The sequence below is a fragment of the Peteryoungia rhizophila genome (genome assembly GCF_004912145.1).
In the GTDB taxonomy this organism is placed as follows: domain Bacteria; phylum Pseudomonadota; class Alphaproteobacteria; order Rhizobiales; family Rhizobiaceae; genus Allorhizobium; species Allorhizobium rhizophilum.
Genome location: NZ_STGT01000002.1, coordinates 608,057 through 633,873 on the forward strand (window position 1 = coordinate 608,057; position 25,817 = coordinate 633,873).

Annotated in this window: 19 protein-coding genes and 1 pseudogene; 13 read left to right on the forward strand and 7 right to left on the reverse strand. The window is 61.4% G+C overall.

Annotated elements, in window-relative coordinates:
* The first annotated feature begins 53 nt into the window (after positions 1–53).
* A complete protein-coding gene (locus tag E9677_RS08815) occupies positions 54–689 on the forward strand; it encodes a TetR/AcrR family transcriptional regulator (protein WP_168801154.1) in 636 nt (211 codons plus the stop codon).
* Positions 690–791: 102 nt separating this feature from the next.
* Here E9677_RS08815 and E9677_RS08820 read toward each other — a convergent pair whose 3' ends face one another.
* Positions 792–2,345 carry a methyl-accepting chemotaxis protein gene (locus E9677_RS08820; RefSeq protein ID WP_136557722.1) on the reverse strand — a complete coding sequence of 518 codons (1,554 nt, stop codon included), beginning with the start codon at positions 2,343–2,345 and terminating at the stop codon, positions 792–794.
* Positions 2,346–2,600: 255 nt separating this feature from the next.
* Between E9677_RS08820 and E9677_RS08825 the strand changes: the two genes are divergently transcribed.
* The 7 genes from E9677_RS08825 to E9677_RS08855 all read left to right on the forward strand — a co-directional run bounded on the left by E9677_RS08825 (position 2,601) and on the right by E9677_RS08855 (position 10,853).
* On the forward strand, positions 2,601–5,027 hold the full coding sequence (locus E9677_RS08825) for a GcvT family protein (protein WP_136557723.1): 2,427 nt from the start codon (positions 2,601–2,603) through the stop codon (positions 5,025–5,027).
* Between the two features lie 272 nt (positions 5,028–5,299).
* Positions 5,300–6,202 (forward strand): branched-chain amino acid ABC transporter permease, encoded by a 903-nt coding sequence (locus E9677_RS08830; protein ID WP_136557724.1) that lies wholly within the window; start codon positions 5,300–5,302, stop codon positions 6,200–6,202.
* A 4-nt stretch (positions 6,203–6,206) separates the two neighbouring features.
* A complete protein-coding gene (gene livM, locus E9677_RS08835; RefSeq protein ID WP_136557725.1) occupies positions 6,207–7,601 on the forward strand; it encodes a high-affinity branched-chain amino acid ABC transporter permease LivM in 1,395 nt (464 codons plus the stop codon).
* Positions 7,601–8,473, forward strand: coding sequence for an ABC transporter ATP-binding protein (locus tag E9677_RS08840; RefSeq protein ID WP_136557726.1), 873 nt, complete (start codon positions 7,601–7,603; stop codon positions 8,471–8,473). Before livM ends, E9677_RS08840 begins: the two co-directional genes overlap by 1 nt.
* Positions 8,473–9,201 carry an ABC transporter ATP-binding protein gene (locus tag E9677_RS08845; protein ID WP_136557727.1) on the forward strand — a complete coding sequence of 243 codons (729 nt, stop codon included), beginning with the start codon at positions 8,473–8,475 and terminating at the stop codon, positions 9,199–9,201. The genes E9677_RS08840 and E9677_RS08845 overlap by 1 nt, the downstream gene beginning before the upstream one ends.
* Positions 9,202–9,219: 18 nt before the next feature.
* On the forward strand, positions 9,220–9,573 hold the full coding sequence (locus E9677_RS08850) for a DUF6867 family protein (protein WP_136557728.1): 354 nt from the start codon (positions 9,220–9,222) through the stop codon (positions 9,571–9,573).
* Positions 9,574–9,737: 164 nt separating this feature from the next.
* On the forward strand, positions 9,738–10,853 hold the full coding sequence (locus tag E9677_RS08855; protein WP_136557729.1) for a branched-chain amino acid ABC transporter substrate-binding protein: 1,116 nt from the start codon (positions 9,738–9,740) through the stop codon (positions 10,851–10,853).
* A gap of 65 nt (positions 10,854–10,918) precedes the next feature.
* Here the strand turns inward: E9677_RS08855 and E9677_RS08860 are convergent.
* From E9677_RS08860 to E9677_RS08885, 6 genes and pseudogenes are all read right to left on the reverse strand, one after another.
* A pseudogene (locus E9677_RS08860) lies at positions 10,919–11,456 on the reverse strand (AAA family ATPase).
* A 155-nt stretch (positions 11,457–11,611) separates the two neighbouring features.
* The gene (locus E9677_RS08865) at positions 11,612–12,535 is read right to left on the reverse strand and encodes a response regulator transcription factor (protein WP_136557730.1); all 924 of its coding nucleotides are present in this window, start codon (positions 12,533–12,535) and stop codon (positions 11,612–11,614) included.
* On the reverse strand, positions 12,528–15,911 hold the full coding sequence (locus E9677_RS08870) for a hybrid sensor histidine kinase/response regulator (protein WP_136557731.1): 3,384 nt from the start codon (positions 15,909–15,911) through the stop codon (positions 12,528–12,530). The genes E9677_RS08865 and E9677_RS08870 overlap by 8 nt, the downstream gene beginning before the upstream one ends.
* Before the next feature lie 77 nt (positions 15,912–15,988).
* A complete protein-coding gene (locus E9677_RS08875; RefSeq protein WP_136557732.1) occupies positions 15,989–16,447 on the reverse strand; it encodes a DUF5680 domain-containing protein in 459 nt (152 codons plus the stop codon).
* Positions 16,448–16,546: 99 nt separating this feature from the next.
* Complete coding sequence (locus tag E9677_RS08880) at positions 16,547–19,099, reverse strand: HWE histidine kinase domain-containing protein (RefSeq protein WP_136557733.1); 2,553 nt, start codon at positions 19,097–19,099, stop codon at positions 16,547–16,549.
* Positions 19,068–19,643, reverse strand: coding sequence for a biliverdin-producing heme oxygenase (locus E9677_RS08885; protein ID WP_136557734.1), 576 nt, complete (start codon positions 19,641–19,643; stop codon positions 19,068–19,070). Before E9677_RS08885 ends, E9677_RS08880 begins: the two co-directional genes overlap by 32 nt.
* Positions 19,644–19,887: 244 nt before the next feature.
* On the opposite strand from E9677_RS08885, the gene urtA reads away from it, so the two are divergent.
* From urtA to urtE, 5 genes are all read left to right on the forward strand, one after another.
* Positions 19,888–21,177, forward strand: a complete 1,290-nt coding sequence (urtA, locus tag E9677_RS08890) for an urea ABC transporter substrate-binding protein (RefSeq protein WP_136557735.1) — start codon at positions 19,888–19,890, stop codon at positions 21,175–21,177.
* Between the two features lie 241 nt (positions 21,178–21,418).
* Complete coding sequence (gene urtB / locus E9677_RS08895; protein WP_136557736.1) at positions 21,419–23,023, forward strand: urea ABC transporter permease subunit UrtB; 1,605 nt, start codon at positions 21,419–21,421, stop codon at positions 23,021–23,023.
* Complete coding sequence (gene urtC / locus E9677_RS08900) at positions 23,020–24,189, forward strand: urea ABC transporter permease subunit UrtC (protein WP_136557737.1); 1,170 nt, start codon at positions 23,020–23,022, stop codon at positions 24,187–24,189. Before urtB ends, urtC begins: the two co-directional genes overlap by 4 nt.
* 4 nt (positions 24,190–24,193) lie before the next feature.
* The gene (gene urtD / locus E9677_RS08905; protein WP_136557738.1) at positions 24,194–24,949 is read left to right on the forward strand and encodes an urea ABC transporter ATP-binding protein UrtD; all 756 of its coding nucleotides are present in this window, start codon (positions 24,194–24,196) and stop codon (positions 24,947–24,949) included.
* Positions 24,950–25,094: 145 nt separating this feature from the next.
* Positions 25,095–25,790, forward strand: coding sequence for an urea ABC transporter ATP-binding subunit UrtE (urtE, locus tag E9677_RS08910; RefSeq protein WP_076394237.1), 696 nt, complete (start codon positions 25,095–25,097; stop codon positions 25,788–25,790).
* The last annotated feature ends 27 nt before the right edge of the window (positions 25,791–25,817 follow it).

Below are 25,817 nucleotides of genomic sequence, written 5' to 3' on the forward strand. Positions count from 1 at the left end.
TAGGAAACGCAAACGTTTCTTATAGTCAACCGGAATCTTGTGAGATGGCAGGCATGACGACGGCTTCAACAACGGTGGGACGCCCGCCGAGCCTTGCGGATGAGGATCGCAAGGCCTTGATATTGCAGGCGGCGGAGACGGTTTTCGACAGTCTCGGCTATGGTGATGCAACCATGGAAGAGGTGGCCCGCGCCTGTGGCATGGCCAAGAAGACGGTTTACAAGTTCTTTCCGGATAAGGCCTCGCTCTTCGGCGCGCTGGTCGAAAGCCATGACGTGGCCGTCATCGACAACAGCGCTGCGACGGGTGAGGAGGAGCCGGAGGCGCGTTTGATCCGGCTCCTGGAAGATGTCGCGGCGGCGATCCTGTCTCCTAGGCAGATTACGCTGACACGGCTGGTGATCGCGGAATCGATAAAGTACCCGGAGCTTGCGCAGCGCTTCTACCGGGATTGCGTCGAGAAGACGATGAGCCATGTCGCTCGGGCTCTGGCGAGCGATGCGTCACTTCGCCTGCCGCCGGGCCTCGATAGCAGGACCTTCGCCGACATGCTCGTCTCGACCCTGCTTGGCTCCATCCATCTGCGTGCCCTGATGCTCAACCTGCCCCGGGAAACTCTGGAGGGGGAGTTGCGAGGGCGGGTGCCGCTGGTGATGGATCTGATCGTCCGAGCCCTGCCGGCGCGCTGAGCCGCGGGCAGGCGGCTTGAGCAGCGTCCGCGCCTCACAGCGCGGACGGCCAGAAATTACCACGGACGCTACATCCGTTTCGCAGGATGGATTTCTACGGCGTCAGGATGCGGCGCGGTAGGCGGTGGTCCGCAGACGCGCAGCCCGTTCGGCCGGTGTCCAGACTTCCTTCGTCTCTTCGGCGGCGGAGGTCGCGATGCGGTCGACATTCTTGTCTATGGCCGAGACGAATTTCTCGATCTCCTGAAGCGCCCGACCGGTCTCGCCGACGAGGCGCACGCCTTCCTGCACCTCGTTGGCAGAGGTGCTCACCAATGCCTTGATTTCCTTCGCCGCATTCGCCGAGCGCTGCGCAAGCTCGCGCACTTCCTGAGCAACGACGGCAAATCCCTTGCCGGCTTCACCCGCGCGGGCCGCCTCGACACCGGCATTGAGCGCCAAGAGGTTCGTCTGGAAGGCGATTTCGTCGATGACGCCGATGATCTTGCCGATCTCGTTGGAGGCGCCTTCGATGCGCTCCATGGCGCTGACGGTGTCTCGGACCACGGCGACAGAGGAGGTGGCGGCGGCGCGGGCGTCGGTCGCGATCTGGCGGGTCTCACGGGTGCGCTCGGTGGCGGCCCGGAGCTTGGTCGTCGCTTCGGACAGGGCCGCTGCCGTCTGCTCGAGCGCGACGACCTGCTGGTGGGTTCGGTCGGAGAGCTCTTCGGCCGAATTCTTCATCGCACTGCCGTTGCGGGCAAGCTCGTGGGTCTGATCGAGCACGCCGGACAGGGTGTGCTGGAAGGCACCGATCGAGGCGTTGAAATCCCGCCGCAACGGTTCGAATTCGGCGCTGAACGGATGGTCGAGTGTCACACGGATGTTACTATCGGCGAGCCGGCCGAGGCCCGCGCCGAGTTCCTCGATCACGCGGATGCGCTCGGTGACGTCGCTGGCGAATTTCACCACCTTCAGAACCTTGCCGTCCGCATCCATGATTGGATTGTAGGAGGCCTGGATATGGACCTTCTTGCCACCCTTGCCGAAGCGGGTGAACTGGTCTGCGACGAAGCGGCCTTCGCCGAGCCCGCGCCAGAAATCGCGATATTCCCCCGACGAGGCGTAGTCTGGATCGCAGAAGATCTGATGATGGCGGCCGACGATTTCTACCAGCGAATAGCCCATGGCGCCGAGGAAATTCTCGTTGGCGTGCAGGATCTCTCCCGTCGGTGTGAATTCGATGATGGCCTGGGCGCGGTTGAGCGCTGCCAGCTTTCCTTCCGCATCCAATGACTTGAGTTTCATCGCTGTGATGTCGGTCGCAAACTTCACCACCTTGTAGGGGCGGTTGCCCTTGAAGACCGGATTGTAGGTCGCCTCGATCCAGATCTCGCGACCACCCTTGGCGACGCGCTTGTATTGGCCCTGGTCGAAATTCCCGGCGGCCAGATTGCGCCAGAACTGCTTGTAGGCGGGGGAGTTCGCCTCGGCCTGGGTCACGAACATCCGGTGATGCTGACCGACGATCTCGTTCAGCTGATAGCCGATCGCTTTCAGGAAATTTGCGTTGGCGTGGAGAATGCGGCCTTCGAGATCGAATTCTATGATGGCCTGGGACTTTTCGAGCGCATGGAGGATGGAGCGGGCATCATTACCGAAGGCGAAAAGGGACATGCGGATCTCTGTTATGGGAGCGGCGACGGGGATTAGGGCCGATGTAGTATGATTATAGTTGCTAACTTACCGAACCCTTAAAATAGGGTGGTGGGTGTCGGGTTTGATTGACACGCGGCCCTAATTCTCCACGCCGCCCCGAGAACAGTCGGTGTCATTGATGCGACATGTTTCGTCGCAGCACGGTCTTCTGGCTTTCATGTGCCCGATCTAGCTTTGTCGCATCAATCTTTGCCGCCAAGGGAGCGTCTTTCCATGAAAAGCCATACACGTGTCGTCGTCATCGGCGGGGGTGTCGTCGGGTGTTCCGTTCTCTACCACCTGACCAAGTTCGGCTGGACCGACGTCGTGCTCCTGGAGCGTTCGGAGCTGACCTCCGGCTCCACCTGGCATGCGGCCGGCGGCATGCATACGATCAACGGTGATCCGAACGTCGCCAAGCTGCAGAAATACACGGTCGAGCTCTACAAGGAGATCGAGGAGTATTCCGGCCAGGACATCGGCTTGCACATGACGTCGGGTCTGATGCTGGCGGCCACCAAGGAGCGCTTCGACTGGATGAAGTCGCTGCTCGCCAAGGGCAAATATGCGGGCGGTGAGGCGACACTCATTTCGGCGCAGGAAGCCTATGAGATGATGCCGCTGCTGGACCCCAAGCAGTTCGTCGGCGCGGTCTTCGATCCGCATGAGGGGCATCTCGACCCCTATGGCACCACGCATGCCTATGCGAAGTCCGCCAAGAAGAACGGCGCGGAAATCTACCTGCACACCAAGGTCGAGGATCTTGTGCAGCTTGAAGACGGCACATGGCGGGTGATCACCGACAAGGGCGAGATCCGCTGCGAGCATGTCGTCAATGCCGCCGGCCTCTGGGCGCGCGAAGTGGGGCGCATGGTCGGGCTGGAACTGCCTGTTCTCGCCATGGAGCACATGTATCTGATCACCGAGGACATGCCCGAGGTCATCGACTTTAACAAGACGACGGGCAAGGAGCTGATGCATTGCGTCGACTTCGACGGCGAGATCTATATACGCCAGGAGCGTAACGGCATGCTGATGGGCACTTATGAAAAGGATTGCCGTCCCTGGTCGCCGATCGAGACTCCCTGGACCTTCGGCCATGAACTTCTGGCCGAAGACCTGGAGCGCATCACCAATGAGCTGGAAATCGGCTTCCGGCATTTCCCGGCCTTTAACAATGCCGGCATCAGACGAATCATCAACGGCCCCTTCACCTTCTCGCCGGATGGCAACCCGCTTGTCGGTCCCGTGCGCGGCATGACCAATTACTGGTCGGCCTGTGCGGTCATGGCCGGCTTTTCCCAAGGCGGCGGCGTCGGTCTGGCGCTTGCCAACTGGATTATCGAGGGCGATCCGGGCTTCGATGTCTTCGCCATGGATGTCTGCCGCTACGGCGATTATGCGACGCTCGCCTATACCAATGCCAAGGTGCGCGAAAACTATTCCCGCCGCTTCTCGATCCGTTACCCGAACGAAGAGCTGCCCGGCGCGCGGCCGCTGTTGACCACGCCGATCTACGACAAGCTCAAAAGCGCGGGCGCCGTGTTCGGCGCGTCCTACGGACTGGAGACGCCGCTGTGGTTTGCGCCCGAGGGTGTCGAGGATGCTTTCTCCTGGCGCCGCTCGACCGATTTCGAGGCGGTGGGTCGCGAGGCCAAGGTCGTGCGCGAGAGCGTCGGCCTGATGGAAACCTCCGGCTTTGCCAAATACATGGTGAGCGGGGAGGGGTCTCGGGCCTGGCTCGACCACATGCTCGCCTGCAAGTTGCCGGAGGTTGGTCGCATGGCACTCGCGCCGATGCTGAACGATGCCGGCAAGCTGATTGGCGACTTCACAATCGCCAATCTCGACGACGAGGATTTCCTGATCATCGGTTCCGGCATTGCCGAGGATTATCATATGCGCTGGTTCGAGCAGCATCTGCCCGATGACGGCTCTGTGGATATCGAGGCGCTGAACCTCAACCTCGTGGGCTTGTCGATCGCCGGGCCGAAGTCGCGCGACGTGATCGCCAAACTGACCCATCTCGATGTGTCGGACGCGGCTTTGCCTTTCATGGCGATCCGCGAAATGGATCTCGGCATGGCGCCGGTGATTCTCGGCCGTGTCAGCTATACCGGCGATCTCGGCTACGAGATCTGGATGCGGCCGGAATATCAGCGCTACGTCTTCGACACGCTGATGGAGGCCGGGGCAGAATTCGGCATCTCGCTCTTCGGTCTGCGTGCCCTCAATGCCCTTCGCCTGGAAAAGAGCTTCGGCAGCTGGTCGCGTGAATATCGTCCGCTCTATGGGCCGCTCGAAGCGGGGCTGTCTCGTTTCGTGGCGCTGAAGAAGGAAGCGAGCTTCATCGGCAAGCAGGCGGCGCTCGAGGAAAAGCTGTCGGGCGGGACGCTTCGGCTCCGCACCTTCATCGTGGAGGCAAAGGATGCCGACGTCATCGGCGACGAGCCGATCTCCTACAAGGGGGAGGTGCGAGGCTGGGTGACATCCGGCGGCTTTGCCCATCCGAGCGGTGTCTCGGTCGCGATCGGCTATGTTCCCAAGGAGATCGCCGACGAAATGGACGGTTGGGGCGTCGAAATTCTTGGGGAAATCCTGCCCGCTCGGCTGCAGCCTCTGTCGCTTTTTGACGCGAACGGGTCGCGAATGAGAAGCTGAACCGTTTTCCACAAAAATGGGCTTGCATTAGTTCCATCTAGACAACAGCGGGTCGCCCTTTGCGACCTGCTGATTTCGTGGGCTTTTTCTGCTGCTTTTTTGTGTGACCTGTTGTTTCCGGGGTCAACTGCCCGGTTAACAGTAACATTTTGTCCTCGGGCCGCCTTTTTGGCTTCACATTTTCGGACAAAGCGATATGGAATCCTCCAACGCCTACGCCCGCAAGGGACAACAAAATGAGACGCATCAAACACGCGTCCGGGGGATAATATATGGAGTACTTTATCCAGCAGCTCATCAACGGGCTGACTCTTGGATCCATCTATGGCCTCGTGGCTATCGGCTATACGATGGTCTACGGCATCATCGGCATGATCAACTTCGCCCATGGCGATATCTTCATGCTCGGCGGCTTCGCCGCACTCATCGTCTTCCTCATCCTGACATCCTTCTTTGCCGGCATTCCGGTGGCGCTCGCGCTGCTGATCATGCTGGTCATCGCCATGCTGATGACGGGTCTGTGGAACTGGACGATCGAGCGGGTGGCCTACAGGCCTCTTCGCGGCTCGTTCCGCCTCGCGCCGCTGATCACCGCGATCGGCATGTCGATCGTGTTGTCGAACTTCATCCAGATCTCGCAGGGTCCGCGCAACAAGCCGATCCCGCCGCTGGTCAGCGACGTCCTGCATTTCGGCAATGTCACCATTGCCGTGAAGCAGGTGATCATCGTGGTCATCACGGCCATCCTGCTCGCTGCCTTCTGGTATCTCGTCAACAAGACACCGCTCGGACGTGCCCAGCGCGCGACCGAACAGGACCGCAAGATGGCCGCATTGCTCGGCGTCGACGTCGACCGCACCATCTCCATCACCTTCGTGATGGGTGCAGCGCTCGCGGCCGTCGCCGGTACGATGTATCTGATGTATTACGGTGTCGCCTCGTTCCATGACGGCTTCATTCCGGGCGTCAAGGCATTCACGGCCGCGGTTCTCGGCGGTATCGGCTCGCTGCCGGGCGCTGTTCTCGGCGGTCTGCTGATCGGTCTCATCGAATCGCTCTGGTCCGCCTATTTCAGCATCGCCTACAAGGACGTCGCGACCTTCGGCATCCTGGCATTCGTGCTGATCTTCAAGCCCACCGGCATCCTCGGACGTCCGGAAGTCGAGAAGGTTTGATCCCATGACCACTAATGCAAACGTAAACGGTGCCGCTTCGTCCGGCACGCTCGCGCGCGCCCTCAAGGAAGGCATCTTCGCAGGTGTCATCTCGCTCGGCCTCTTCGTCCTCTATATCGGTATCAAGACCGATCAGAACATGGCGAATGAGCTGATCTGGTACACGCGTCCCGGTCTTCTCGCGGTGTTCGTGCTGATCGCTGCCGTCGGCCGCTTCGCAACGGTCGCGTTCATCTCGCCCTGGTTCGCCAGCCGGAAAGAGAAGAAGTCGGCGGCAATGCCGGTGCATGACATCGATGCCAAGCCGTCTTTCTTCAAGACGCATTTCCTGAAGATCGCTCTTCTGGCGCTCATTCTCTATCCGCCTGTCATTCTCGCTCTCACCGGCGTTCAGGGATCGCTGAAATATGTCGACAACTTCGGCATCCAGATCTTGATCTACGTCATGCTGGCCTGGGGCCTGAACATCGTCGTCGGTCTCGCCGGCCTGCTCGACCTGGGTTATGTCGCCTTCTATGCGGTCGGTGCGTATTCCTACGCGCTGCTCGCCCAGAACTTCGGTCTGTCCTTCTGGCTGCTTCTGCCGCTTGCCGGCATTCTGGCGGCCTTCTGGGGCATCATCCTCGGCTTCCCGGTCCTGCGTCTCAGGGGCGACTATCTCGCCATCGTGACGCTTGCCTTCGGTGAAATCATTCGACTGGTGCTGATCAACTGGCAGGACGTTACCAAGGGTACCTTCGGTATCTCCAGTATTCCGAAGGCGACACTGTTCGGCATGCCTTTCGATGCCTCGGCCGGTGGTTTTGCCAAGACTTTCGACCTGCCGATGTCGTCCGCCTATTACAAGATCTACCTGTTCTATGTGATCCTGGCGCTCTGCTGCCTGACGGCTTACGTCACGATCAAGCTTCGCCGCATGCCGATCGGCCGTGCGTGGGAAGCGCTGCGTGAAGACGAAATCGCCTGCCGTTCGCTCGGCATCAACACGGTCACGACCAAGCTTACTGCGTTCGCGATCGGTGCGATGTTCGGCGGCTTTGCCGGCTCCTTCTTCGCCGCCCGCCAGGGCTTCGTGTCTCCGGAAAGCTTCGTCTTCCTCGAATCGGCCGTCATCCTCGCCATCGTCGTCCTCGGCGGCATGGGATCGCTGACGGGCATTGCGGTGGCGGCAATCGTCATGATCGGCGGCACGGAAGCGCTGCGTGAAATGGAGTTCCTCAAGCATGTCTTCGGACCCGAATTCACGCCTGAACTCTACCGCATGATCCTCTTCGGCCTCGCCATGGTCATCGTCATGCTTTTCAAGCCGCGCGGTTTCGTCGGCAGCAGAGAGCCGACGGCCTTCCTCAAGGAGCGCAAGGCCGTCTCGGGCAGCTTCACCAAGGAGGGGCACGGCTGATGACCTCCGGGAACACGACAATGAGCAATGACACGATCCTGAAAGTCGAGCATCTCTCGATGCGCTTCGGTGGTCTGATGGCCATCAACGACTTCTCCTTCGAAGCCAAGCGTGGCGAGATCACCGCGCTGATCGGCCCCAACGGTGCCGGCAAGACCACAGTCTTCAACTGCATCACCGGCTTCTATCGGCCGACGATGGGTATGATCACGCTGCGCCACAGATCCGGCGAGGAGTTTCTGCTGGAGCGGCTGCCGGACTTCGAAATCCCGAAAAAGGCCAAGGTCGCTCGTACCTTCCAGAACATTCGTCTGTTCTCTGGCCTGACGGTTCTCGAAAACCTGCTGGTCGCCCAGCACAATGCACTGATGAAGGCCTCCGGTTACACGGTGCTCGGCCTGCTCGGCCTGCCGGCCTACAAGAAGGCAGCCGCCGAAGCGATCGAGAAGGCCCGCTATTGGCTCGACAAGGCCGATCTCACCGATCGCGCCGACGATCCGGCCGGCGACCTGCCTTACGGTGGACAGCGCCGTCTCGAGATCTGCCGCGCCATGTGCACCGGCCCGGAGCTTCTTTGCCTGGACGAACCGGCGGCCGGCCTGAACCCGAAGGAATCCCTGGTGCTGAACTCGCTCTTGCGCAGCATCCGTGACGAAGGCACTTCGCTGCTCCTGATCGAGCACGACATGTCCGTCGTCATGCAGATTTCCGATCATATCGTGGTGCTGGAATACGGCCAGAAGATCTCCGATGGCTCACCTGATCACGTGAAGAACGACCCGAAGGTCATCGCGGCCTATCTGGGTGTCGAGGATGAAGAATTGGAAGAAGTGATCCACGAAGTCGAAGCGATTGCCGGGGGGGAAGCCTGATGTCTTCTGAACCGCTTCTCAAGGTTTCCGGTGTCGAAACCTATTACGGTAATATCCGTGCGCTCGCCGGCGTCGATGTCGAAGTCCACAAGGGCGAGATCGTGTCACTGATCGGTGCCAATGGTGCCGGCAAGTCGACGCTGATGATGACCATCTGCGGCAGCCCGCAGGCGCGCAGCGGACAGGTCGTCTTCGATGGCGAAGACATCACCACGATCCCGACCCATCTCATCGCACGTCGCCGGATTGCCCAGTCGCCTGAAGGTCGCCGCATCTTCCCGCGCATGACGGTGCTGGAAAACCTGCAGATGGGTGCCGGCCTCGACAACCTGAAATTCTTCAAGGAGGATGTGGAGAAGATCTTCACCATGTTCCCCCGATTGAAGGAGCGCCAGAGCCAGCGTGGCGGTACGCTATCGGGCGGCGAGCAGCAGATGCTGTCGATCGGCCGTGCGCTGATGGCGCGGCCGAAATTGCTTCTCCTCGACGAGCCGTCACTCGGTCTCGCGCCGCTGATCGTCAAGGGTATCTTCGAGCAGATCAAGCGGCTCAACCAGGAAGAGGGGCTCACCGTCTTCCTCGTCGAGCAGAATGCTTTCGCAGCACTGAAGCTGTCGGACCGTGCCTATGTCATGGTCAACGGCAAGGTGACCATGAGCGGCACGGGTAAGCAGCTTCTGGCCGATCCGTCGGTCCGGGCTGCCTATCTCGAAGGCGGCGGCCACTGAGCGCGGGGAGAATTTGACATGCAAGGTTTGTTTTTCGAAAGCGACACCACCGTCCGGTACGTGCTACGGTTCCTCGTGATGCTCCTCGGTTTCTGGACCGCGTGGCGCACTGGCAAGGCCGCAGCCGAGAGCTGGAACGGCTATGGCACGGTGTTCGTCTACGTGCTGGGCTTGGGCTTCGCGATGCGGTTCCTGCACTACTCGCTGTTTGCCGGACCCTTCGTCAGCCCGTTCTTCTACGTCCTCGACGTGGTGCTTCTGATGGTCTTCGCCGCTGCTGGTTTCCAGTCGCGCCGGGCCACGCAGATGGTCGATAACTATTACTGGCTCTACGAGAGAACATCCTATTTCTCGTGGAAGAACAAAGATTGACAAGCCGTTGTTTTCTGTCGCAGATTGGCGACAGAGGGCGTCGACTTGGCGAAGAACAAGGCCTCGGCCGTATATAAAGAGTGGAACAGTTTTCCGGCGCAGTCGCAGCGGGTATTGCGCAGGGTTTTTAACCTAACCCGCACAAAAAACTTGGGAGTAACAATATGAAGAAGTCTCTTCTTTCGGCAGTTGCGCTGACGGCCATGGTTGCCTTCAGCGGCAATGCTTACGCCGAAATCCTGGTCGGCGTCGCCGGCCCGCTGACCGGCCCGAACGCGGCCTTCGGCGCACAGCTCCAGAAGGGTGCCGAGCAGGCTGCTGCCGACATCAACGCCGCCGGTGGCATCAACGGCGAAATGATCAAGGTTGTGCTCGGCGACGACGTTTCCGACGCCAAGCAGGGCGTATCGGTCGCCAACAAGTTCGTGGCTGACGGCGTCAAGTTCGTCATCGGTCACTTCAACTCTGGCGTTTCGATCCCGGCTTCTGAAGTTTATGCCGAAAACGGCATCCTGCAGATCACGCCTGCTTCGACCAACCCGAGCTACACCGAGCGCGGCCTGTGGAACACCTTCCGCGTCTGCGGTCGTGACGACCAGCAGGGCGCTGTTGCCGGCAAGTACATCGCCGACAACTTCAAGGACGGCAAGGTCGCTGTCGTTCACGACAAGACGCCTTACGGCCAGGGTCTCGCCGACGAAACCAAGAAGTCGATGAACGAACTCGGCATCACCGAAGTCATCTACGAAGGCATCACTGCCGGCGAAAAGGACTACTCGGCCCTCATCGCCAAGATGAAGGAAGCGGGCGTAACGGTCGTTTACTTCGGCGGTCTTCACACCGAAGCCGGCCTGATCATGCGTCAGATGGACAGCCAGGGCCTGGAAGCGACCCTGATGTCCGGCGACGGCATCACCTCGAACGAACTTGCTTCGATCGCCGGTGACGCAGTCGAGGGCACGCTCATGACCTTCCCGCCGGATCCGCGCAAGAACCCGAACGCTGCCGACGCCGTGAAGAAGTTCCGCGATGCCGGCTTCGAGCCTGAAGCCTACACGCTGTACTCCTACGCTGCCCTCCAGGTCATCGCTGACGCCGCCAAGGCTGCCGCTTCGGCCGATTCGGAAGCCGTTGCTACGGCTCTGAAGGAAAAGGGTCCCTACACGACCGTCATCGGCGAACTCTCGTTCGACGCCAAGGGCGACATCACCCGTCCGGACTACGTCATGTACACCTGGAAGAAGGGCGAGGACGGCAAGTACTCGTACTTCCAGGACTAATTCGATCCTTCATCGGACCGACGGAAAGCCCGGCCTCGCGCCGGGCTTTCTGCGTTTTGGCGCAGTCAGTTCGCCGACAGGGTCGCGAGCAGCACGTCTGCCCGCTCTTCGACCGAGGCCCGGGGAAGAGTGAGCCATTCATAGCCGAGCTTCGGGTAAAGGGCGGAGAGCCGATCGAACTCCTCGACGGCGTCTTCGAAACTGTGCCTGCGCTCATCGTCCTGTACAAAAATCTCTCTCCATGGTTCCACCACAAAGACAGATGGATGATAGCGCCACTCCTCGTGCAGCGGGGCGGTGACCGTGTCGTCTTTCGTCGCCAAGGCCAGGGCAGCTGAAGCATCGACGAGTCCTCTGTCGAAAAAAGGCCCAACCCTTCTCTGTCGCCATTCGGTTGCGATCCTCGTGGGCGAGTTTGATTGTCTCCCTTGCAAAAGCGGAAAGGTCGATCCAGGGCAGGGCGCTGCCGCCGCCCGCCAGCTCCCGAGCCACGATCCTGCGCCCGGGTTCTTCCACTGTGACATAGCCTCGGCGCTGCAATTCCGCGATCAGGCTTGATTTTCCGCCACCGGAGCATCCGGTGATAACGATGAAGTTGGTCATGGCGGTCCTTGCGTCTTGGAAACCGTTATGATGCGATCCGCGACCATTCCAATGCCCTTTCAGGGACATGGGCCGGTTAAGGTGATCGAGGAGATGCCGACACAGAGATGTGTGAGATATGCGCGATAGACTGCGGATGCAGTCGTGTCGGATGATTACGTCTCCCGCAGCACATCCGCCGCCTTGACCGCAGCCGAGGCGCGGTTCTCGACGCCCAGCTTGGAGTAGATTTGCTCCAGATGTTTGTTCACCGTCCGCGACGAGAGGCCGAGGATCTCCCCGATGTCGCGGTTGGCCTTGCCGTTGGCGATCCAGAGCAGGACCTCGCTCTCGCGGTGCGTGAGGCCGAAGCGCTCGCGCAGCATCTCGTCTTCGCTCTGCCGGTTGGCGGAGGTCAGGCGGAACAGATATTCGTCGGTGCCGATCGTCCCGAGCAGGGAGAGCGTCAGTGGCAGCCCGGTGGCGCCGGGAAAGGGGAAGGTCGTATCGGCCTGCTGTGCCGTGCCTGCGCGGCGGTGGGACAACCATGCGGCGGCGGCCCTGGCGACCTCGCCGATGCCGTCGGCGTGGCCGATCGCCGTCTCGATCAGGCGGTTTGCCTGCGGCGTCGTCCAGTGGACCTGGCCATCGCCGCGGATGGCGAGCAGATGCCGGCCGGCGGCATCGAGGGCGACGCGGGCGCTCTGCGCGGAGCGGGCATTCGAAAGGTGGACGCGGATGCGGGCGCGCAACTCGTCGATGTTGATCGGCTTGGTGAGGTAATCGACACCACCGGACTCCAGCGCCTTCACGACATGTTCCGTCTCCGTCAGACCCGTCATGAAGATCACGGGCACCTGGGCGACAGCCGGATCGGCCTTCAATGTGCGGCAGGTCTCGAACCCATCCATGCCGGGCATGACAGCATCGAGCAGGATGAGGTCGGGACTGATGCGAGCGACGATCTGCAAGGCGCCGTGACCGGACGTGGCAATCAGCACGGAATAGCCCGAGGCCTCCAGGGCTTCGGTCAGGAAGCCGAGCGCATCGGGGCTGTCGTCCACCAGAAGCACGATGTCGCGGCGGTTGGCCTCAGCCATGGATCGGCTCCCTGCCGGTTTCGAAGGAGGTCAGGAAGTTTCGCAGGCCCGCCATGTCGAAAGCCTGCACATGCGCGCGGGCTGTCTCGATGAAGGCTGCATTGCTTCCGAGGCTCCCGAGTTCGGCGAGCTTCGCCTCGATGCCGCGCACATAGCCGATATCGCAGAGGCTGATCAACTCCTCCAGGTGCGCGGCACCCGGCGAGAGCGGCCGATCCTGGCGCAGTGTCTGCTGCAAGAGGCGCGGATCGTCGGCATAGATCCAGTCAAGGCCGAGGAAGCGTGCGAGTTTGTCGCGCAGGCGGGAGATGTCGACGGGTTTGGCGATCGCATCGTCATGGCCTTCACCGCCGGCGGCCGGTGCATCGCCGACATTGGCCGAGAGCATCAGGATCGGCGCCGTCTGGCCGGCATCGCGCAGTTTTTCGACGAGTTGCCATCCGTTCATGCCGGGCATGGAAATGTCGACAAGGAAGAGATCCGGTTTGACCCCATGGATCAGGGTCAGGCATTCCGGTCCACCTGCCGCCGTCAGCACGACGAAATCGAGCGGGGCGAGCACTTCGCGCATCAGTTCGCGATGGTCCTCATTGTCGTCGACGACGGCGACGGTGCGGCGCGGACCTGTATAGGAAACAATCCGGCGCTCCGGGGCCGGCGCCGTGTTCGGGCGATCGATGGCCGACAGCATCAGACGCACCTTGAAGGTCGAGCCCTTGTCCCGCTCGCTGGTGACAGAGATCTCGCCGCCCAGCGTATTGGTCAGGAGCTTGGTGATCGTCAATCCGAGCCCGAGCCCTGGCATCGGACGGACATTGTCGGCCTCGCCGCGCTGGAAGGGCTCGTAGATGCGGTTCAGGTCCTTTTCCGAGATGCCGCGCCCGCTGTCGCTGACCGTGAAGGTCGCGACCTGGCTGCGATAATCAACATCGAAGCGGATCGTGCCTTCGTCGGTGAACTTGATGGCATTGGACAGCAGGTTGACGAGGATCTGGCGCAGGCGGCGCTCGTCGGTGCGGACATAGAGTGGCAGGTTTCGGGAGCGCTGATGCTCGAAAAGAATGCCCTTGGCGGCGGCCTGGGGCGCGAACATGTCGAGCAGCTGGTCGAGGAAATCCTGGATGTTGACCTCGTTGGAGAAGACCTGCAGCCGGCCCGCTTCGATCTTGGAAATGTCGAGCAGGCCGTCGATCAGACCCGAGAGGTGGTCTGCCGAACGGCGGATGACCTTGATCGCAGACTGACGCGGAACGGGGATCGTCTCGTCGCGCTCGAGGATTTGGGCATAGCCGAGAACCGCGTTGAGCGGGGTGCGCAGTTCGTGGCTGAGGCCGACGACATAACGGCTCTTCGCCCGGTTCGCCGCCTCGGCGGTCTCCTTGGCGTTCTGCAGGGCCGCGTCCGTCTTGCGGTGGGCAGCGATTTCCTTGAGCAGTAGGGTGTTCTGGCGGGAGGATTCCTCCTCCGCCACGACGCGGCTGTCATGGGCGAGCACGTAGAACCAGGAGACGATGCCGGCGATGATGGCGAAGATGAAGAAGACCACGGTCACCGTACGGTTGACCACGTCGGTCATCTCCGGGGTCGCCGCATTCACCTGATGGGCGATGACGGCGAGGATCACGCCGATGACGGAGATCGAGATCATTGCAGTCATCGCGTAGCGGCCGAGGCGCGTCGAGAAGGTCTCGATCACGGCGTTCGGCAACAAGGCACGCGCCACCGTCGCGGCCTGGGCGTTGATCTTCGCATGCGGCTTGCACATGTCATGGCAACGGCTGTCGAGCGTACAGCACAGCGAACAGATCGGCGCCGCATAAGCGGGGCACCAGGCCATGTCTTCCGGTTCAAAAGGGTGTTCGCAGATCGAGCAGGTAATGCCGGTCTGGTTCTGCCAGCTGTGGCGCGGCTTGCGGGCGAGGTAGAACTTGCCCTCCGTCCACCAGGCAATGAGCGGTGAGATGAGGAAGGCCACGAGCGTGACATAGGTCGAAAGCGAGGCCATCAGGTCGCCGAAGGCGCCGAAATGTGCCGCCAGCGCCAGGCTCGCCGAAAGCAGCATGGTCCCACAGCCGACCGGGTTGATGTCGTAAAGATGGGCACGCTTGAACTCGATGCCGGGCGGCGAGAGGCCGAGTTTCTTGTTGACGAAGAGATCGGCGGAAATGGCACAGAGCCAGCTCATGGCGATGATCGAAAAGATGCCGAGCGTCTCCTCGAGCAGGCCGTAAATGCCGAGCTCCATCAGGAGCAGCGCGATCGCCACGTTGAAGACCAGCCAGACGACCCGACCTGGATGGCTGTGGGTCAGGCGCGAGAAGAAGTTCGACCACGCGAGCGAGCCCGCATAGGCGTTCATCACGTTGATCTTGAGCTGCGAGATCACCACGAAACCGGCCATCAGCAGCATGGCTGCCGTCTCGTTCGGCAGCATGTAGCCGAAGGCGGCGACATACATATGGGCAGGGTCGGCGGCCTCGCCGATCGGCACGCCGGTCGAGAGCGTGAGAACGGCCAGGAAGGAACCGGCGAGCAGTTTGGGCACGCCGAGCACGACCCAGCCGGAGCCGGCGAGGAAGATCGCGATGCGGTGATGCAGCTTGCGGGCACCCTCGGGCGGAAGAAAGCGCAGAAAATCGACCTGCTCGCCGATCTGCGGCATCAGGGCGAGGATGACCGCCGACGCCGCGCCGAATTCCAGCAGGTTGAAGGGGGCGGCCTGGCCGAGATGGGCGTTGGAGTGGTCGATGCCGGCAAAGGCGCGCCAGAGGTCGATCTTCTCCCAGTCGAGAAAGGCGATGAAGACGAAGGGCAGGATGTTGAGCACGATCCAGAAGGGCTGGGTCAGCAGCTGGAACTTCGAGATCATCCGGATGCCGTATGTGACCAGCGGCAGGACGACGACCGCCGAGATGATGTAGCCGAGCCACAGCGGAATGCCAAAGGCGAGTTCCAGCGCCTTGGTCATGATCGATGCCTCGATGGCGAAGAGCATGAAGGTGAAGCTCGCATAAATCAGCGAGGTGATGGTCGAGCCGATGTATCCGAAGCCGGCACCGCGTGTCAGAAGGTCGATGTCGACGCCATGGCGGATCGCATATTTGCTGATGGGCACGCCGACGAGAAGCATGAGGATCGCGGCGACGACGATGGCGAAGAAGGCGTTGGTTGTGCCGTAAGCCAGCGTGATCGTGCCGCCGATCGCTTCCAGCGCCAGGAAGGAAATCGCGCCGATCGCCGTTTGTGAAATGCGGCTCGAGGAGAACTGGCGGGCGCTCTTGGCCGTGAAGCGCAGGGCGTAGTCTTCGAGCGTCTGGTTCGCGACCCAACGATTGTACTCGCGACGAACGGGAATGATGCGTTGCCGTGCGGCCATGCCTAAAATCTAGCGCCTTGTTGTGGGTGGCTTTCCTTTAGGCATTTTCACGGGATTGTCCAGAATAGCAAGGGCGGTCAGCGCTTGATCATACCGCCCTGATAGTCCAGCCGATAGGCGAGCCGGCCATCGACGAGAATGCGCTCCGTGCCGATGAAGCTGCGGTAGTCCCCGGCCGCGTCGTCGAGATATTCGCCGAGCGGATGAACATAGGCGAAACCGCCGAGGAAGCGCTTCTCCTGGTAGAGGGCACTCAGTGCCTGCTTGATCACGGTACCCGCCCGTTCTCCGTCGAACCGTTCAGGATCGATGATCCGACCGTAGTAGTTCATCGCCCAGACGGGCGTCTCGTCGTGCCAGACGACCTCCTGTCCGAGGAAATCGGTTCCGCCGAAATGGCTGTCGAGATAGCGGTAGGGTCCCTTCTCATAAGGGATGTCCTTTGCCCCCTGGCGGCTGGGGACTTCGGCAGCCTTCTTGCCGGCCATGTAGGTGACCGCCTTGGCTTCGACGATGAACCGCTCCAATGCATCCATGTTTCCCTCCTGCTCTCCGGAACATAAAGAGAACGTATCGGCCGCCTCACGAGGGTGCAACCCTGTCAATCACAGGTTTTTCTGGAAATATGACCGTATCTATCCGCTTGTCGCGTTCGCCAGGCGATCTGCAAGTGCCCTCACCAGGGCGGTGGCGTCATAAGGCTTGCGAACGACGGGCACCGAGAGGAGTTCGTCGGGCACGACCGAGCGGTCGTCATAGCCGGTTGCGAAGACGAAGGGGATGCCGCGGCGGACCAGCTCCTCGGCCACCGGTACCGAGGTGTCGCGTCCGAGGTTGATATCGAGGACGGCGATCGAGGGGGTGAAGGTTTTCAGGCGGTTCAATGCATCGCTGCTCGAACTCGCGGTGATGACCGTGTCGATGCCAGCGTCGGCAAGCATCATCTCCGCATCCATGGCGATCAGGACCTGATCTTCCACAAGAAGCACCTCCAAGCCGGCGATGCTGGCAGGACCTTCCACGAACTTGCTTTCGGGCACGGGCAGCTTCTCCTCTTGGGCCGGTTCGCTTTCCCAGGTGAGAAAACGCCCGGGCAGGCAGAATTCGGCATCGAGACCATCCGGACGATATTCGAGCCGGCTCGTGCCGCCGAGATCATAAGGGATGCTTCGATCGATCAGCGCTGAGCCGAACCCCTTGCGGCCGATCGGGCCGACCGGCGGGCCGCCGGTTTCGCTCCAGTGCAGAAGGCAATCGCCACCATCGACCTCCTGCCAGGTCACGGTGAGCGACCCGCCATCGCGCGACAGGGCGCCATATTTGGCGGCATTGGTGCATAATTCGTGGATGACGAGTGCTGCCACGGCATGGGCGCGGGCATCGAGCGTCGCCGAGGGACCTTTCACGACGATCGTGCTCCGGCCGGCCCGGTAGGGGAGGAGTTCTGCGTCGAGCAGGTCGTTCAAAGTGCCGCCGCCACCGCCTCGGGTCAGCTGATCATGGGCGTGCGACAGCGCGTGAATGCGGCCGCGGAGCGAACCGATATAGTCCTGGATCGGGACCTGATCCTGGGAGGGGAATGTGACGAGCGACTTGATGACCGCGAGAATGTTCTTCACGCGATGGTTCAGTTCCTCGTTTAGCATGCGCTGGCGGACGTCCGACTTGCTGCGCTCCTCGTGCATCACTTCGTTGTGGCGCAGCACGATCTCGACGATGGCGGACCGGATCGCCTCGGCAATCTCGAAGTCGGAATCGCGCCAGGGTGTCGCCTGCCGCTGGACGGTTTCCTTCCAGATGGCAAAGCTCTTGCGCGGCGTCAGCCGGTCGCCCAGCGGTCCGGTTTCATAGGTCTTTTCCGGATTGCCGGCCCAGTTGAGCGTCTGCAGTCGTTCCTTGCGGAAGAAGAAGAGATAGTCCCGCGGAATCTGCGACAGGGGAACCGCCATGATGCCGGAGACGTCCTCGAAATAGTCCGAGGCCGGAGGGTAGTCCTCCGACAGCGTGTTGGTCGACCAGATGCGGCCGTTTGCGACTTCGCCGATGAAGCGGGCGAGGTCCACTTCGCTGCCGCGTGGTGGGGTTGCGCCGATGGCGGTCCAGCGTCCGTTCATCCACATGCCCACGCCGTCACAGGCAAAGAGAGACTGAAACTCGGGCAGGGCCGTCGTCAGGATCTCGTCGAGGTCCGTATGGTGGGAGGCCGCCTGAAGAAACCGATCCAGCGAGCGGCGGGCTTCGTTCGCGATGTCGAGCTTGCGCTTCTGCTTCAGTGCGAGGAGATGAAGCGAGAAGAACTCGCCGAACATCTCGGCAGCGATGCGCTCCGACATGGTCAGCGTCTTCGGCGCGTAGTGATGGCAGGCGATCAGGCCCCAAAGCTTGTCATTTACGATCACGGAAATGGACATGGACGCCGCGACGCCCATGTTGCGCAGATATTCGCAATGGATCGGCGATACGCTGCGCAGATGGGCAAAGGAGAGATCGAGCGGTGCTGCCTGCTCTTCCGTGGCCGGCAGGAGGTCCACCCTCAGACCCCGTGCGTCCGAGATGACGCGGATCGGGTTCTGCATGTAGAGGATGCGGGCCTGGCGCGGGATGTCGCTCGCCGGGAAATACTGGCCGAGGAAGCTTTCCAGATCGTGTCGCTTGGCTTCGCTCGCGACTTTGCCGGATCCGTCCTCTTCGAAACGGTAGATCATCACCCGGTCATAGCCGAGGACGGCGCGGACGAGTTTCGCCGATGAGGAGATCAGCAGATCGATGTCATTGATGTCCTTGACCCGGCCGATCATCTCGCGCGCGAGCTGCAGGGGCTGGGTGCGCCTGAGAGACGGCTCGAATTCGAGGATCGCGCCCTGTATCTGTCGATGGACGGCAACGTCGAAATGCTGGCCGTTGGCAAGTGGTAGATGGGCGATCACCGCCGGGCGGCTCGCATCGGGCGCTGCGGCAATGGCGTTTCTGATGTCGTGGGTGACGTCCGCACCGAACAGATCCGCAATCGACAGACCCTCCAGCCTCTCCGGCACCCCCAGCATCTCGGCTGCGTTGGCCGAGTAGCGGCGGACTGTCGTAATGGCAGGGTCGCAGGAGAGAAGACAGCCGTGCGGCTGTATGGAGCCGGGAATATGGATCGGCTCGCGATCGCAATTAGTCAGGTCGACGGACGGCGTGGTCAGCATTCAGGGCGCTTTCGAAGGCATCACGGGCATAGTCGAAAGCGGTGTTTGCCCAGTGCGCAGCTGCGCGGGCGTCGTATCCACGCACAATCTCCATACGCTCCGAAAACGCCCGCCAGTTGGAAAAGTTCCGTGCTTGTGAAAAAAGATGTCGGGCGCCGAACTCGGCGGAAAAACCTAGGGCCTCAGCCCGTTTTGCAAGAAGCCGGGCGCCGAGCGAAGAGCCTTCCAGAACATAAAGCAGGCCAACGACACCCTCACCCTCGGGCGGAGAGAAGGGGCGGCCGTCCGGGGGCTCCGGTGTGTCGAGATCGGCTAAATCTGCCTTCAGCTCATCCCGGACGAGGCCAGGCTGCCAGTCGGAGAAGGCCGGGGGGAGGGAGTTCTTCGAAAGCCATGCCTCGACCGGCAGGCGGAAGGCGGCGATCCCTGCGAGGTAGCGGCGATAGTCTGCAGCCGTCCCGAAACTGCCGACCAGCGCGTCGAGTGCCATATGGGCGCTCCATGTCGCCTCCTTGAGGGCGCTTCGGCGCGGCGGTAGATCCATGACGTTTCCTCGATTGGTCCTCCTCATATAGGAGTTCGTCGTCCCTGCGAACAAGCCGTCATCGTATCGGCACCACGCGATGCGTCCGCGATCGGCGTGTGTGGGCCCCGAATTCCACGTTTTACCCCCCGACCTACGTTAAACGACGTATACGTTTTCGCGGCGCAGCATCGGATAGTCCCCTTCAGCAACGGTTAACGCTCATTAACCGACCGGTTGCGACCAAGAAGAGGGGATCACAACAATGTCCATGAAGATGAAACTGACAGGCGCGCTGCTGGGCGCCATGCTGTCGACCACAGCCTTTCACGGCGCGTTCGCCCAGGAAGAGACCATCAAGATCGGCGTTCTGCATTCGCTGTCGGGCACGATGGCGATCTCGGAGACGACGCTGAAGGACGCCATGCTGATGCTCGTCGAAGAGCAGAACAAGAAGGGCGGCGTTCTCGGCAAGAAAATCGAAGCCGTCGTCGTCGACCCGGCTTCCGACTGGCCGCTGTTTGCCGAAAAGGCACGCGAGCTGATCGAAAAAGACAAGGTCGCGGCCGTCTTCGGTTGCTGGACCTCGTCGTCGCGCAAATCCGTTCTGCCGGTGTTCGAAGAGCTGAACTCCATTCTCTTCTACCCGGTCCAGTACGAGGGTGAAGAATCCTCGCGCAACATCTTCTACACAGGCGCTGCTCCGAACCAGCAGGCCATCCCGGCCGTCGATTACCTCGCAGAAAACGAAGGCGTCGAGCGCTGGGTTCTCGCCGGTACCGACTACGTCTATCCGCAGACGACCAACAAGATCCTCAAAGCCTATCTGATGTCCAAGGGCGTTGCCGAAGAAGACATCATGATCAACTACACGCCGTTCGGTCACTCCGACTGGCAGACCATCGTCTCCGACATCAAGAAGTTCGGTTCGGCCGGCAAGAAGACCGCTGTGGTCTCGACCATCAACGGTGATGCGAACGTTCCCTTCTACAAGGAACTGGGCAACCAGGGCATCAAGGCCGAAGACATTCCAGTCGTCGCCTTCTCCGTCGGTGAAGAAGAACTCGCCGGCCTCGACACCACGCCGCTGGTCGGCCACCTTGCAGCCTGGAACTACTTCCAGTCCGTCGACGCACCCGTCAATGCCGAGTTCATCGAGACCTGGCATGCCTTCACCAAGAACGACAAGCGCGTGACCAACGACCCGATGGAAGCAGCCTATATCGGCTTCCAGGCCTGGGTTGCTGCTGTCGAAGCTGCCGGCACGACCGAAACCGACGCCGTTCTCGACTCGATCATCGGCGTCTCCGTCCCGAACCTGTCTGGCGGCACCTCGACCGTCATGCCGAACCACCACATCACCAAGCCGGTGCTGATCGGCGAAATCCAGGCCGACGGCCAGTTCGAAATCGTCCAGCAGACCCCGTCCGTCGTCGGTGACGAATGGTCGGATTACCTGCCCGACTCCAAGGACCTGATCTCCGATTGGCGCAAGCCAATGGAATGCGGCAACTTCAACGTTGCCACCGGCAAGTGCGGCGGCAAGGGTAGCTGATCGGCTTTCCTACACCTCCCCCTTGAGGGGGGAGGCCATCGCGCAGCGATGGGTGGGGTGAACTCACGCACAGGGTCACCCCACCCCGAACCTTCGGTTCGACCCTCCCCGTCAAGGGGAGGGTGTTCGCGGACCGCTTACAGCGGAACTACCCCTTCTCTCCGTTTACGGGAAGAAGGTGCCGGCAGGCGGATGAGGGGCTTTTCAGGCTCCGCCGCCCCGCCAACCGGGGGACAAGAGAATGCTTATCCGTTTCATCACACTGCTTTTCACCTTCTTCGCCTTCGCCGCGCCGTCCATGGCGCAGAGCGATGCCAAGGATCTGCTCAACGCACTCGGCAAGGCCAATTTCAAGCAGGCCGAAGAGCTGCTCGGCCAGATCGCCGCAACCGGCGATCCGCGTGTCGTTCCGGCACTCGAAGCCTTTGCCGAAGGCGATCTCTATCTGCGCAAGTCGGACAATCAGGTGGTCATCACCAAGGCTGCGGGCAGCAATCTCGCAGCGATCGATCCCCTTTCGGGCGAGACGATCGCCGAGGAGCCAAAGGGCGCATTTACGAAGATCAGGGTCAACAACACGCTACGCCGCGCCATCCGCTCCGCCTTGGGCGGTTTGACGCTGCTCAGCCCTGACCGCAGCGTCCGGCTGGCTGCGGCGCAGGCCGTGCTGCAATCGCCGAGCGCTGAAAATCTCGACCTCGTCGAAGCAGCGCTGGCGACCGAGCAGGACGCCCAGGTGAAGGCGCGTATGGAAGAGGCTCGGGCCGTTTCGGTTCTTGCCTCCGATCGGTCCGCCGAAGAAAAGCGTATCGCCATCGACACCGTCGCCTCGCTCGGCGGGCGAGAAGCCATCGGCATCCTGATGTCGGTGTCGTCCACCATCGACGAAAGCCTTCGGCCCGATCTCGACTCGGCAATTGCGAAGATCGAGAGTAGCCTCCTGTTCTGGGACATGGGCCAGAACGTCTGGTACGGCATCTCGCTCGGCTCGGTGCTGCTGCTCGCGGCCATCGGCCTTGCCATCACCTTCGGCGTCATGGGCATCATCAACATGGCGCATGGCGAGATGGTGATGATCGGTGCCTATTCCACCTTCATGGTGCAGCAGGTCATCCGCACTAGCTATCCCGATCTCTTCGACTGGTCGCTGGCAATCGCGCTTCCCGTTGCCTTCCTGGTGACGGCTGCCATCGGGCTCGTCATCGAGCGCGGCGTCATTCGCTTCCTGTATGGTCGGCCGCTGGAAACTCTGCTCGCGACATGGGGCATTTCGCTGATCCTCCAGCAGACGATCCGCACGATCTTTGGCCCGACCAATCAGGAAGTCGGCAATCCGTCCTGGATGTCCGGCTCGTTTGCGTTGGGCGGTTTGACGATCACCTGGAACCGCATGTGGATCGTGCTTTTCTCGCTGACCATCTTCTTTGCGCTGCTGGCCCTGATGAAGCGCTCTGCCTTCGGCCTGCAGATGCGCGCGGTAACCCAGAACCGCCGCATGGCCTCGTCCATGGGCATTCGCACGCCCTGGGTTGATGCCTTCACCTTCGCGCTCGGCTCGGGCATCGCCGGCATTGCCGGGGTGGCCCTCAGCCAGATCGACAACGTCTCTCCGAACCTTGGCCAGTCCTACATCATCGACAGTTTCATGGTCGTGGTCTTCGGCGGGGTCGGCAATCTCTGGGGCACTTTGGTCGGCGCCTTGTCGCTCGGCATCCTCAACAAGTTCCTCGAACCCTCGGTCGGCGCCGTGCTCGGCAAGATCTTGGTGCTCGTGCTGATCATCCTCTTCATTCAGAAACGTCCGCGCGGCCTGTTCGCGCTCAAGGGAAGGGCGGTGGAAGCATGATTACCGGCTTCATTCTGCGAGCACTCGAAGGCAAGATCCTCATTGCCGCCGGCATCCTCGTCGCCTTCGCATTGCTCATTCCAGCGCTCAACCTGCTCATGCCGCCCGACAGCGCGCTTCATGTGCCGACCTACATCATGTCGCTGCTCGGCAAGTATCTCTGCTATGCGCTGCTGGCGCTCGCACTCGATCTCGTCTGGGGCTACTGCGGGATCCTCTCGCTCGGCCACGGCGCTTTCTTCGCGCTCGGCGGTTATGCCATGGGCATGTATCTGATGCGTCAGATCGGCTCCCGCGGCGTCTATGGCGACCCCATCCTGCCTGACTTCATGGTCTTCCTGAACTGGAAGGAACTTCCCTGGTTCTGGTACGGAATGGACATGTTCCCCGTCGCCATGGCGATGGTGCTGATCGTACCCGGCCTGCTCGCCTTCGTCTTCGGCTGGTTCGCCTTCAGAAGTCGTGTTAATGGCGTGTACCTGTCGATCATCACCCAGGCGATGACCTATGCGCTGCTCTTGGCCTTCTTCCGCAACGACATGGGCTTCGGTGGCAACAATGGCCTGACCGACTACAAGGAGATCCTCGGCTTTTCCGTCCAGGCGGACGGTACGCGTGCCGTGCTCTTTGCGCTCTCGGCGATCTTCCTGGCGCTCTGCCTTGTCATTGCCTCGGGTATCACCCGGTCGAAATTCGGCAAGGTGCTGGTCGGGGTGCGCGATGCGGAAAGCCGCGTGCGTTTCCTCGGTTACCGGGTCGAGAACATCAAGCTCTTCACCTTCGTCGTCTCTGCGATGATGGCGGGCATTGCCGGCGCGCTCTTCGTGCCGCAGGTCGGCATCATCAATCCGGGCGAGTTTGCGCCTGCTAACTCCATCGAAGTGGTCGTGTGGACGGCCGTCGGCGGGCGCGGCACGCTGATCGGGCCGATCATCGGCGCGATCCTTGTCAATGTCGGCAAGAGCTACTTTACCGGCGCCTTCCCCGACCTCTGGCTGTTTGCGCTGGGTGGCCTCTTCATCTTCGTCACGCTCTTCCTGCCCAAAGGCATCGTCGGCACCGTCCAGGCCTATCTCGCGAAGCGCAAGGACTATGCCCGCGAGGCCGACAAGGATGCAGCCAACACCGACGTGAAACCCCAATCGGCCCCCGTGGCTGCGGAGTGATGTGATGAGCGACAAGACCACGTCCAGCCTGCTCTATCTCAACGGCGTCTCCGTTTCCTTTGACGGCTTCAAGGCGTTGAACTCGCTCTCCTTCATCGTCGAGCCCGGGGAACTCCGAGCCATTATCGGCCCGAACGGTGCCGGCAAGACGACGATGATGGACATCATCACCGGCAAGACCCGGCCGGACAGCGGCGAGGTCTTTTTCGATGGTGGCAAGATCGACCTCACCAAGAAGGACGAGGCCGAGATTGCCCAGCTCGGGATCGGCCGCAAGTTCCAGAAGCCGACGGTGTTCGAAAGCCATACTGTCTGGGACAATCTGGAGCTGGCGCTGAACCGCAAGCGCGGCGTCTTTGCCACGCTGTTCTACAGCCTGTCGACCGAGGACAAGGCGCGCATCGAGGAGATCCTGGAGACGGTACGCCTGACCCATCGCAAGGATGAACTCGCCGCCAACCTTTCGCATGGACAGAAGCAGTGGCTGGAGATCGGCATGCTGCTCGCTCAGGAGCCGAAGTTGCTGCTCGTTGACGAGCCTGTCGCCGGCATGACCGATGCCGAGACGGCGGAGACGGCCATTCTCCTCAAGGAAATCGCCAAGACCCGCTCCGTCGTCGTCGTCGAACACGACATGGGCTTCATCCGCGACCTCGGCGTCAAGGTGACGTGTCTGGCGGAAGGCTCGGTGCTGGCGGAAGGCTCGATCGATTTCGTCTCGAATGACCAGAAGGTCATCGAGAACTATCTGGGGCGGTGATCGCTCACCCTCCCCTTGAGGGGGAGGGTCGGCGCAAGGCGCCGGGCTGGGGTGACCGGGCGCACAAGGATCACCCCCACCCGCAGCTTCGCTGCGACCTCCCCCCTCAAGGGGGAGGTGGGAACAAGACAACGGGGACAAACCCATGCTGACAGTCGAAAACGTCAATCTTCACTATGGTGCAGCCCAGGCGCTCCGCGGCGTTTCCATCAATGCCGAGATGGGCAAGATCACCTGCGTGCTCGGTCGCAACGGGGTCGGGAAGTCGTCGCTCTTACGCGCCATTACCGGCCAGCATGCTGTCTCGGCCGGGACGATCACCTTTAACGGCCAGAAGCTCAACGGCATGGCGCCGTTCAACCGGGCGCGAACCGGCGTCGGTTACGTGCCGCAGGGTCGCGAGATCTTTCCGCTTTTGACCGTCAGGGAAAACCTCGAGACCGGCTATGCGCCGCTGGAGCGCAAGGACCGCTTTATCCCGGATGATATCTTCGCGCTCTTCCCGGTGCTGGATACGATGCTGTCGCGGCGCGGCGGCGACCTGTCCGGTGGGCAGCAGCAGCAGCTCGCGATCGGGCGGGCCATGGTAACGCGGCCGAAGATCCTGGTGCTGGACGAGCCGACCGAGGGCATCCAGCCGTCGATCATCAAGGATATCGGTCGGGCGATCCGTTACTTGCGCGACACGACCGGCATGGCGATCCTGCTGGTCGAGCAGTATCTCGATTTCTGCCGGGAGCTGGCCGATCACGTTTACATCATGGATCGCGGCGAGATCGTGCACCAGGGTGCTGCGGAGACGCTCGATACGCCGGAGGCGCGGCGTCACCTGACCGTGTAATTTTGCAAGACAGGGTTGATGATTTAT